Source organism: Vibrio sp. (assembly GCF_047973365.1).
Lineage (GTDB): Bacteria > Pseudomonadota > Gammaproteobacteria > Enterobacterales > Vibrionaceae > Vibrio.
Window position 1 is genome coordinate 1 of sequence record NZ_JBKEBW010000130.1, and the last position, 10110, is coordinate 10110.

A 10110-nucleotide genomic window follows, 5' to 3' on the forward strand; every position below is an offset into this window, starting at 1 on the left:
ACGGCGCGACTTTCCTAATGTTCATGGAATACGCTCGTAACGCAATGCGCATGGCGGCTCTGATGAAAGTTCAGAATATCCAAGTGTACACGCACGACTCTATCGGTCTAGGCGAAGATGGTCCAACTCACCAACCAGTAGAGCAAATGGCATCGCTACGTCTAACACCAAACATGAGCACATGGCGTCCATGTGACCAAGTGGAATCTGCAGTCGCTTGGAAACTGGCTATCGAGCGTAAAGATGGTCCAACATCGATGATTTTCTCTCGTCAAAACCTGGCACAGCAACCACGTTCAGAACAGCAAGTGGCGGATATCGCTAAGGGTGGTTACATCCTGAAAGATTGTGCAGGCAAACCTGAGTTAATTCTGATTGCCACAGGCTCTGAAGTTGAACTGGCTGTGAAAGCGGCTGAGCAACTTACCGCTGAAGGCAAACAAGTCCGCGTTGTTTCAATGCCATCAACCGATGCATTCGACAAACAAGACGCAGCTTACCGTGAAGCAGTACTTCCTGCTGACGTAACTGCACGTATCGCTATCGAAGCAGGTATTGCGGATTACTGGTACAAGTACGTTGGCCTAAACGGCAAAATCATCGGTATGACCACATTCGGTGAATCTGCACCGGCAGATCAACTGTTCAAGATGTTCGGTTTTACGATTGAAAATGTGGTTGAGAAAGCGAAAGAGTTGCTTAAGTAAGCGACAACTTTTTAAATAAAAAACGAGCCTTAGAGCTCGTTTTTTGTTGGATACCATATTTTAAATTCGCATTTGTCGAGAAACTAATCTACTGTTTTTAATAATAAAATAATTGCTTATAAACTTGAGTGAGGAATGGATGTTTCTTCAAGCTAAGACGTCAAAATTTATTTTAATTGTTGGTTTGTTAGTTGGATTATTTGGCAGCTTAAAATTTCTTTATGTTGATAATAAAAGTTTTCTTAATGGGGAGCTTTCCAGAGGACAAATTGTTGGGCGAGACTTTCTTCATTCGTGGACAGCTATCCAATTAGCAAGCGTGGGTAAGTTCAATGATATTTATAATCCTGATTTATTAGTTTCTCACGCTCCTAGCAAGGTTAAGGATTCTGGTGTTGCTTTTAACTTTGTTTATCCTCCTCAAACACTAGCATTTTTACTCCCTTTAGCTAAATTGGATTACATAGCAGCTTTAGCTATCTGGAGTTTATTTGGTCTCATACTATATGCATTATGTATAAAATTGGTCACAACAAGTAAACTTGCTTTTTGTTTACTATTAGCTCCAACTACATTTCTTAATTTAAGCATGGGACAAAATGGCTTAGTCACTGGCACTTTATTAGTATTGGGTTTGTGCTTGATTGAACGATATCCGAAAGTTGCGGGTATATTGATAGGTATCTTAACTATAAAACCACATTTGGGTATTCTTATACCTATAGCGTTAATTGTTGGTAAATATAAAGAAACTTTTACTTGGGCGGTAATTTCATCGATTAGTCTTTTTGCTATTAGCACATTCGCATTTGGTATGGATGTTTGGAGAGCATGGATTGATAACACTCCATGGATTTACGCTAAAAATTTTATAGAGCATGGAACAGGTATAGCATTATTTATGCAACCTTCCCCATTTATGTCGATAAGGTTATGGTTTGATAATCTCTCTTTAGCATGGGGAGCGCAGATCATTAGTGCGATTATTGCTATTCTTAGTGTTATCTATGCATTTAGAAAGTCTGATAATTTTCAGTTGAAGATTTCAGTTATTATTACTGCTACATATTTAGTTAGCCCCTATATCCATTCATATGATATGGCAGCTTTAAGTCTTGTTATTATATGGCAATTACAAAATGGAATTAATAATGGATTTATATACGGAGAACAAATATTGTTAGTTATTCTTTGGTTAATGCCTCTGACTATGACGGCTCTTGGTTTTTTGGGATGGCCAATATTCCCAATTCTAACATTGATGCTGCTCTTTTTGTTGATTTTAAAGTTAGATAGACCAAATCATGTTATTGATTTGTAATTGTTTATTTTGTTTTCCATTCTGCCACGGCTAACGTTATCTAATATTAATCCAGTAAATAAGCATGTAATTGATATAATTCCAATACTGCTTGCGAGAATAGCTGTGGGAAATTTAGGTACTAATCCAGTCAAAACAAACTCTATAATTATTGGAGTCCCTAACATTAGTGAGGTTATGGATGATAATAAAAATAAGAAAGAAAAAAAGAGTAATGGTTTTACATCTCTAATTAGAAAGATTATAAAACGAAGTATTTTAAATCCATCGGAATAAGTACGTAACTTACTTTTTGTACCTTCTGGTCTGGGTTTATAAATAGTGGGTACTTCCAATATTGGTATTTTATGATGGAGTGCATGTACGGTCAGTTCTGTTTCAATTTGAAACCCATCACTCATAATGGGAATAGTTTTTACAAAGCGCTTTGTCATGACACGATAACCAGAAAATACATCACTCAACGATGCATTAAAAAACTTATTTATTAGTGTTGAAAAGAGCCTATTACCAAGAATATGTCCTTTAGGATAGGCTTCAACAGGGGTTGAACGAGTACCAATAACCATATCGACATGCTCATTGAGTAAAGTGTCTAATAAAATGGGAATAGCACTAGTATCATAAGTTTCATCACCATCTGCCATCACATAGATATCGGCATCTACATCAGCAAACATTCTACGTACAACTTCACCTTTACCTTGTCTTGTTTCTTTTCTTACTATTGCTCCGGCTGCTTTTGCTTCCGCAATTGTGTTATCTGTTGAGTTATTGTCGTAGACGTAAATTGTGGCCTGTGGGAGTTGTTGTTTGAAATCAATGACGGTATGACCAATAGCTCCTTCCTCATTAAAACAAGGTAAGAGAACAGCAATATTTAAATGATCCCATTGCATACTACAATCGCTCCTTTAGCTTATAGAGAGTAATACCATCACCATTATTACCGATAGGAATTAGCCAGCTTGGTGGATTATCATCCAGCATCCTTTGTAGTAAGCTTTGATTGCTTTTTTTCTGTGACATATATTTGTTCTGGTTATCTTTTTTCTCAAACATAAACAGTTCAATACCTTCCTTTTTTAATAATGAATAGGTGTTATCTAGGTCATCAGATAGCAATGTATTGATATATAAAAGGTTGCCTCTAATATTCCTATGATAAGGGGCGGTAATAATCGAATTATTGGTTAAGGTGATAATGTTTGCTCCCTGATCCATCGGTGCAAAAATCTTTTTACCTGTGATATCTAATTGTTTAATAAGGTCGGTTGCATTCAGACTTGATGGTTCTTTTTTATCTTGTTCTTTCTGCAAGCTTCCCTCTATATGACTAATAACTACGGCAAATAATATGGGTGATATAAATAGAGGGATAATAATACGTATTACCGGAGTATTTATCTTATTAAATAGTCTTAAACCAAGAATAACTTGCAGCGGGATAGCTAGTACTGAAGAAAATAAAATAGTACGGACTTGCCAAAATATGGCCGGAAGTAAACTGATTAAGAAGATTAAGTAATAGACTCGCTGCTTACTTTCTTTTAATAAGAAAATAGAAAAGATAGCTGGGAATATAGTACCAATATACAACCAGTTAGCTGAGAAATGTTTTGCTTCTGTAAATACTTGTGGTAAAGGACGAGCTTCCGATACGTGATTAAGCCAGTAGGTGATTAGTACCTCTGGATAAGTCGCGTAAGGTGATTTTAATACTTGAGGGAAGAGTAACCACGTAGAGCCTGAGAATATTAATGTTGTGAGTAATAAAACGATCAGCGTTGGATGAAGTTTTGTGATGCTTAAGCTTAGTGCTGCAGCCAAGAAGAAACAGAGCAAGGGTAAGGTTAATATGTCGTATTGTGGGTTAAACCAACTACTCGCTGGTTGAAAAAGTACCATTAGCAATGCGCCAAAGAGAGCTACTTGCAGGGCGATATTTCGAATGTGGGTCAATTTCCTTAGGTCATAATAGAGCGCATAAATAGTTAAAAAACCTAAGCTCAGAATATAGAAGGGGAGCGCTTCTAAACCAATTAGCAGCGATAGTGCAATGCTGATTGAAGCGGTATAAAGATAGCATTTTTGATGATACTGGGGGGAGAATATCGCCCATATAAAGCTGCTAAAGAGCAGCAGTTGCAAATTATGATGATCGATATGTCCCGGCAGAAACTTTAATGATGCAACAGAAAAAAAGGCGTAGATAACGGTTAAAAAGGGCGGTTTGACGTTGAATACCGTGCAAGTGATACGAGTGAGAAAATAAACTAATGCCAATAAGTAAATTAAAGGTAATACACTGATGCTGAGTTGCAGTGCTAACTCATGAGTGACAAACAGTTTCAGTGGGTAATAGGCAGCCAATATTGGCAGATCAGGTAAGCGAGACCAATGCATTATCTGCCCATCTTGAGGATTAAAATCTTGCAGTGGATGCAGATACCAAGACGGTGATTCAATAAATGTCTTAATCTGGTGAAGGCGCATGAAGTTATCATTATCACCTAAGTTCCATTCAGCGACGCTTGGATAGCGAATGATGAGCATTGCTAGTGCGAGAATAATGCTCAATGCGAGCGCTTCATGACGCTTCACAACTAAAAACAAGTTTTTAACACGCTCCAAATCTACAACTACCCAAATCATCCCTAATAAAAAAAGCGTAGTTTAAGTAACTAAATTAGCAATTTAGTTTATAAGGGGCTGTGCTTAATTAGTGATCGGCTTAACTATGGCGAGTGTGCAATCAGGTATATTGTCAAAGGAATGAGACAAATGTTATGGATGCGCTTTACGCGAGCATCGGGTAGTATTTGTGCCACGAATTTTTAGTCAGTTGGTCGTACAGATGTTAAAAATCGCAATTAATGGTTTCGGAAGAATAGGGCGTAATGTTTTGCGCGCTGTTTATGAGAGTGGCAAAGCTCAGCAGATCAAAGTGGTTGCTGTCAACGAGTTGGCTCAGCCTGATGCTATGGCACACTTGCTACAATATGACACCAGCCATGGTCGTTTCGGTAAAAAGATTTCTCATGACCAAGAACATCTTTATGTCCATCACGAAAATGGTGAGTTTGATAGTGTGCGAATTCTGCACTCTGCAGATATTCATCTATTACCTTGGCGAGATCTCGATGTTGATATCGTGTTGGATTGCACCGGTGTTTATGGCTCTAAAACTGATGGCGAACAACACATTGCCGCAGGCGCAAAGAAAGTTCTTTTTTCTCATCCGGGTTCTTCTGATCTCGATAACACCATTATTTATGGTGTGAACCACGAAACACTGACTGCGCAGCATCATATTGTGTCGAATGGTTCTTGTACCACCAACTGTATCGTACCCATTATAAAAGTGCTGGATGAAGCTTTTGGTATTGAATCTGGCACTATTACCACCATTCACTCGTCGATGAATGATCAGCAAGTGATCGATGCCTATCATAGCGATTTACGTCGTACTCGTGCTGCAAGTCAATCTATCATCCCTGTTGATACAAAACTGCATAAAGGGATTGAACGAATTTTTCCGAAATTTTCCAACAAATTTGAAGCAATTTCGGTACGAGTTCCTACCGTAAATGTGACCGCGATGGATTTAAGTGTCACCATTGACGCAAATGTGAAAGTTAATGACGTAAATCAAACCATGATAGAGGCATCTCAGTGTACATTACACGGCATTGTTGACTATACTGAATCACCACTGGTATCGATAGATTTTAATCACGATCCACACAGTGCGATTGTTGATGGAAGCCAGACTCGAGTGAGTAACGGACATCTGGTTAAGATGCTCGTTTGGTGTGATAACGAATGGGGATTTGCTAACCGAATGTTAGATACGGCGTTAGCAATGCAAGCTGCAAAGTAGTTACCTCCCCAGAAGGCAAAATTATTTATTTTAGAACTTGAAATAAATATCCAATGCCCCATATTAGTATGCAGTTTAAGATTTTACAGGCTCGGCAGGACAGCCGGGCTTACAGAAACTTTTCTTTTTAATATTTGAGAGGACAAACCATGTCTGTAATCAAGATGACTGACCTGGATTTAGCAGGTAAACGTGTATTTATCCGTGCTGACCTAAACGTACCTGTGAAAGATGGCAAAGTGACATCTGATGCACGTATTCTAGCTTCACTACCAACTATCAAACACTGTATTGAAGCTGGTGCTAAAGTAATGGTGACTTCTCACCTAGGTCGTCCTACTGAAGGCGAATATGCTGAAGAGTTCTCTCTACTACCAGTAGTTAACTACCTAAACGATGCACTAGATTGCGAAGTTAAACTGGCTAAAGATTACCTAGACGGTCTAGAGCTAAACACTGGTGAGCTTGTTGTTCTTGAAAACGTTCGCTTCAACAAAGGCGAAAAGAAAAACGAAGAAGAACTATCTAAGAAATATGCTGCACTATGTGACATTTTCGTCATGGATGCATTCGGTACGGCTCACCGTGCTCAAGCTTCAACTCACGGTGTTGGTATGCACGCTGCTGTTGCTTGTGCTGGTCCTCTTCTTGCTGCTGAACTAGAAGCACTAGGTAAAGCAATGGATAAGCCAGAGCGTCCACTCGTTGCTATCGTTGGTGGTTCTAAAGTTTCTACTAAACTAACAGTTCTAGAATCTCTTTCTAAAATTGCTGACCAACTTGTTGTTGGTGGTGGTATTGCGAACACATTCATCGCGGCTGCTGGTCACAACGTAGGTAAGTCTCTATACGAAGCAGACCTTATCGAAACAGCTCAAAAGCTAATGAAAGAGTGTTCTATCCCAGTGGCTACTGACGTTGCATGTGCGAAAGCATTTGACGAAAACGCAGAAGCTGAAATCAAGAACGTTGCAGATGTTCAAGATGACGACATGATCTTCGACCTAGGTCCAGATTCAACGGCGGCTCTTGCTGAAATCATCGCTAACGCGAAAACTATTCTTTGGAACGGCCCTGTAGGTGTATTCGAGTTCAAGAACTTCGAAGCGGGTACTAAAGGCATTTCAGAAGCTGTCGCTAAATCTGCAGGTTTCTCTGTAGCGGGTGGCGGTGACACACTAGCGGCTATCGACAAGTTCGGTATCAAAGCTGATGTTTCTTACATCTCAACGGGTGGCGGTGCGTTCCTTGAGTTCGTTGAAGGTAAAGTACTTCCAGCGGTCGCGATGCTAGAAGAGCGCGCGAAAGCTTAATCAACATGAATTATTAATAAGGCGGGAATTATATTTCCGCTTTATTGTTTGCTGCGCAATAAGCTTGGATCTGTTAAACTTCAGGTGTTGTGAGCAGACGTATGAAAGAATTTAAACTCACCGTTTTTATTTGTTAAAACGACAGAAAATAGGATTAAATCCATGTCTAAGATCTTCGATTTCGTAAAACCTGGTGTTATCTCTGGCGATGACGTACAAAAAGTATTTCAAGTAGCTAAAGAGAACAAGTTCGCTCTTCCAGCAGTTAACTGTGTAAACACAGATTCTGTGAACGGCGTACTAGAAGCGGCTGCTAAAGTTAAAGCTCCTGTTATCGTTCAATTTTCTAACGGTGGCGCTGCTTTCTTCGCAGGTAAAGGCGTTAAACTAGAAGGTCAAGGTACTCAAGTTCTTGGCGCAGTAGCTGGTGCAAAATACGTGCACGCTGTTGCTGAAGCATACGGTGTGCCTGTAATTCTTCACACTGACCACGCAGCTAAGAAACTACTACCTTGGATTGACGGTCTACTAGATGCGGGTGAAGAGTTCTTCGCTCAAACTGGTAAGCCTCTATTCTCTTCTCACATGCTAGATCTTTCTGAAGAGTCTTTGGAAGAGAACGTTGAAACCTGTGCTAAATACCTAGCTCGCATGGCTAAAATGAACATGACAATCGAGATCGAACTTGGTTGTACTGGTGGTGAAGAAGATGGCGTTGATAACTCAGGTATGGACGCTTCTGAGCTATACACTTCTCCACAAGATGTTGCATACGCATACGAGAAACTAAACGCAGTTAGCCACCGTTTCACTATCGCAGCGTCTTTCGGTAACGTACACGGCGTTTACAAGCCAGGTAACGTTGTTCTTACTCCTACTATCTTACGTGACTCTCAAGCGTACGTTTCTGAGAAATTCGGTATTCCAGCCAATTCTCTAAACTTCGTATTCCACGGTGGTTCTGGTTCTACTGAAGCAGAAATCAAAGAGTCTATCTCTTACGGTGTTATCAAAATGAACATCGATACAGATACACAGTGGGCAACTTGGGATGGTATCCGTAAGTACGAAGCAGAAAACCACGATTACCTACAAGGTCAAATCGGTAACCCAACGGGTGAAGATGCTCCGAACAAGAAATACTACGATCCACGCGTATGGCTACGTGCTGGTCAAGCTTCTATGGTTGCTCGTCTTGAGAAAGCATTTGCTGACCTTAACGCTGTAGACGTACTGTAATCTTAATTGATTGCTAGAAAGCCCGCTCATTGAGCGGGTTTTTTGTTTGCCGGTTCTGAAACAGAAAAAGCTATTTTTTTCAAAGCACTGGCAGAATACGGATTTATTGCTTACTCTGATACAGATCTAATTATACTCTTCCTACTTGAAGCTGCAGCGCTTTATGTTTTTGTATGGGGCTACGTTCGTTCACCCCAATTACGCATGGTAATCTGTGGTCATGGGGATTCACTCACTTGCCGCCTACCTGCAACTTCAAGTAGTTTGAGTATAGATGGAATAACCTTTTGCTCGGTAGTTTGCAAAACGCTGACTTTGCAAAAAGTTATACGTCATATCATATAAAAGCCACAGTGAGTGAAATCGCAGTGCAGATTTGTAGTGCCAGACAAACTCATTGAGTCAAATGGTCGGTTGAAAAATATTAAAAGTTTCAGAGGGTAGGAAAGTATGGCTGGTGAATCGTTGGATATGGATGCTCCAATTGCTGATGGATTGCATAAAATGAGTGATTGGCTTAGTAGTAATTCAGATTTATTAATTCAATACGGGGTAAATATTGTTTCGGCAATTCTTATCCTGATCATTGGTAACATGGTTGTTAAAGCGGTTGCGGGTAGCGTTGCTAAAGTTCTGCATAAGAAAGAGATGGATAAGGCGGTTGTCGAGTTTATCCATGGTCTGGTGCGTTACGTTCTATTCGTTATTGTTTTGATTGCTGCGTTAGGCAGAGTCGGGGTTGAAACTGCGTCTGTAGTAGCGGTAATCGGTGCGGCTGGTTTAGCGATTGGTTTGGCATTGCAAGGTTCACTGTCTAACTTTGCCGCGGGTGTACTGATTGTTGGATTCCGCCCATTCAAGTCGGGTGATTATGTTGAAGTTGCAGGTGTGGCAGGTTCTGTCGAAGCGATTCAAATTTTCCAAACCATCCTTAAAACACCAGACAACAAAATGGTTGTAGTGCCAAATGGTGCCATCATCGGTGGCTCTATTACTAACTACTCTCGTCACTCAACTCGTCGTGTCGATTTAGTGATTGGCGTCTCTTATAAGGCCGATTTGAAAAAGACCAAGCAAGTTATTCGTGAAACGTTAGAAAAAGATGCGCGTATTTTGAAAGACCCAGACATGACTATCGGCGTACTGGCGTTAGCGGATTCTTCAGTGAACTTTGTGGTTCGTCCTTGGTGTAAAACTGAGGAATACTGGGGTGTATACTTCGATTCAATGCAAGCGATTAAAGAAGCATTGGATGCGAACGGTATTGAAATTCCATTCCCACAAATGGATGTTCATCTCAACAAAGTCGATTAATATCGATGAACGAAAGAGTGCAGGAAAGACGGCTGGATAATTAGTAGCAGACCGTCATCCCTGATAATGCGCAGACCCCGCAACTGTCATCCCGGAAAATACGCAGTATTTATCCGGGATCTCGCTCTTGTGCATGTGGTTGGGATTTAGATTCCTGCCTTCGCACAATGCTGTTCGTTTAAGAGTTCTCTTTCTTTTTTCGTGAGCTCTTCAACGGGAATTTGATAGGTTTTATCTTGACCGCCCGTTCATAATTTGGGCGGTCTTGCTTTGGCATAATAAACTCCCGTAATGACTCGGTTAAATCTTTTAAACGCGCGGGGAGTGACTGAA

The 10110-nt window shown here is 40.3% G+C and carries 8 protein-coding genes; 6 read left to right on the forward strand and 2 right to left on the reverse strand.

Annotated features, from left to right (window positions below):
* The coding region (locus tag ACK5MF_RS16135) for a transketolase-like TK C-terminal-containing protein (protein ID WP_416923592.1) at positions 1–707 on the forward strand (707 nt) is incomplete at its 5' end.
* Positions 708–846: 139 nt separating this feature from the next.
* Positions 847–2028 carry a glycosyltransferase family 87 protein gene (locus ACK5MF_RS16140; protein WP_416923593.1) on the forward strand — a complete coding sequence of 394 codons (1182 nt, stop codon included), beginning with the start codon at positions 847–849 and terminating at the stop codon, positions 2026–2028.
* Here the strand turns inward: ACK5MF_RS16140 and ACK5MF_RS16145 are convergent.
* On the reverse strand, positions 2010–2927 hold the full coding sequence (locus tag ACK5MF_RS16145; RefSeq protein WP_416923594.1) for a glycosyltransferase family 2 protein: 918 nt from the start codon (positions 2925–2927) through the stop codon (positions 2010–2012). The genes ACK5MF_RS16140 and ACK5MF_RS16145 overlap by 19 nt on opposite strands.
* Before the next feature lies 1 nt (position 2928).
* A complete protein-coding gene (locus ACK5MF_RS16150) occupies positions 2929–4662 on the reverse strand; it encodes a hypothetical protein (protein WP_416923595.1) in 1734 nt (577 codons plus the stop codon).
* Positions 4663–4885: 223 nt separating this feature from the next.
* Between ACK5MF_RS16150 and epd the strand changes: the two genes are divergently transcribed.
* The 4 genes from epd (at position 4886) to mscS (ending at position 9777) form a co-directional block, all read left to right on the forward strand.
* Positions 4886–5911, forward strand: coding sequence for an erythrose-4-phosphate dehydrogenase (gene epd, locus ACK5MF_RS16155; protein ID WP_416923599.1), 1026 nt, complete (start codon positions 4886–4888; stop codon positions 5909–5911).
* 149 nt (positions 5912–6060) lie between these two features.
* A complete protein-coding gene (locus ACK5MF_RS16160) occupies positions 6061–7224 on the forward strand; it encodes a phosphoglycerate kinase (protein WP_416923596.1) in 1164 nt (387 codons plus the stop codon).
* 162 nt (positions 7225–7386) lie between these two features.
* The gene (fbaA, locus tag ACK5MF_RS16165; protein ID WP_416923597.1) at positions 7387–8463 is read left to right on the forward strand and encodes a class II fructose-bisphosphate aldolase; all 1077 of its coding nucleotides are present in this window, start codon (positions 7387–7389) and stop codon (positions 8461–8463) included.
* Positions 8464–8913: 450 nt separating this feature from the next.
* On the forward strand, positions 8914–9777 hold the full coding sequence (gene mscS / locus ACK5MF_RS16170) for a small-conductance mechanosensitive channel MscS (RefSeq protein WP_416923598.1): 864 nt from the start codon (positions 8914–8916) through the stop codon (positions 9775–9777).
* Positions 9778–10110 lie beyond the last annotated feature (333 nt).

Excerpts from the sequence above, each read along its gene's own strand:
- ACK5MF_RS16140 (WP_416923593.1), top strand. The coding sequence starts at position 847 with ATGTTTCTTCAAGCTAAGACGTCAAAATTTATTTTAATTGTTGGTTTG.
- ACK5MF_RS16145 (WP_416923594.1), bottom strand. The coding sequence starts at position 2,927 with ATGCAATGGGATCATTTAAATATTGCTGTTCTCTTACCTTGTTTTAAT.
- epd (WP_416923599.1), top strand. The coding sequence starts at position 4,886 with ATGTTAAAAATCGCAATTAATGGTTTCGGAAGAATAGGGCGTAATGTT.
- ACK5MF_RS16160 (WP_416923596.1), top strand. The coding sequence starts at position 6,061 with ATGTCTGTAATCAAGATGACTGACCTGGATTTAGCAGGTAAACGTGTA.
- fbaA (WP_416923597.1), top strand. The coding sequence starts at position 7,387 with ATGTCTAAGATCTTCGATTTCGTAAAACCTGGTGTTATCTCTGGCGAT.
- mscS (WP_416923598.1), top strand. The coding sequence starts at position 8,914 with ATGGCTGGTGAATCGTTGGATATGGATGCTCCAATTGCTGATGGATTG.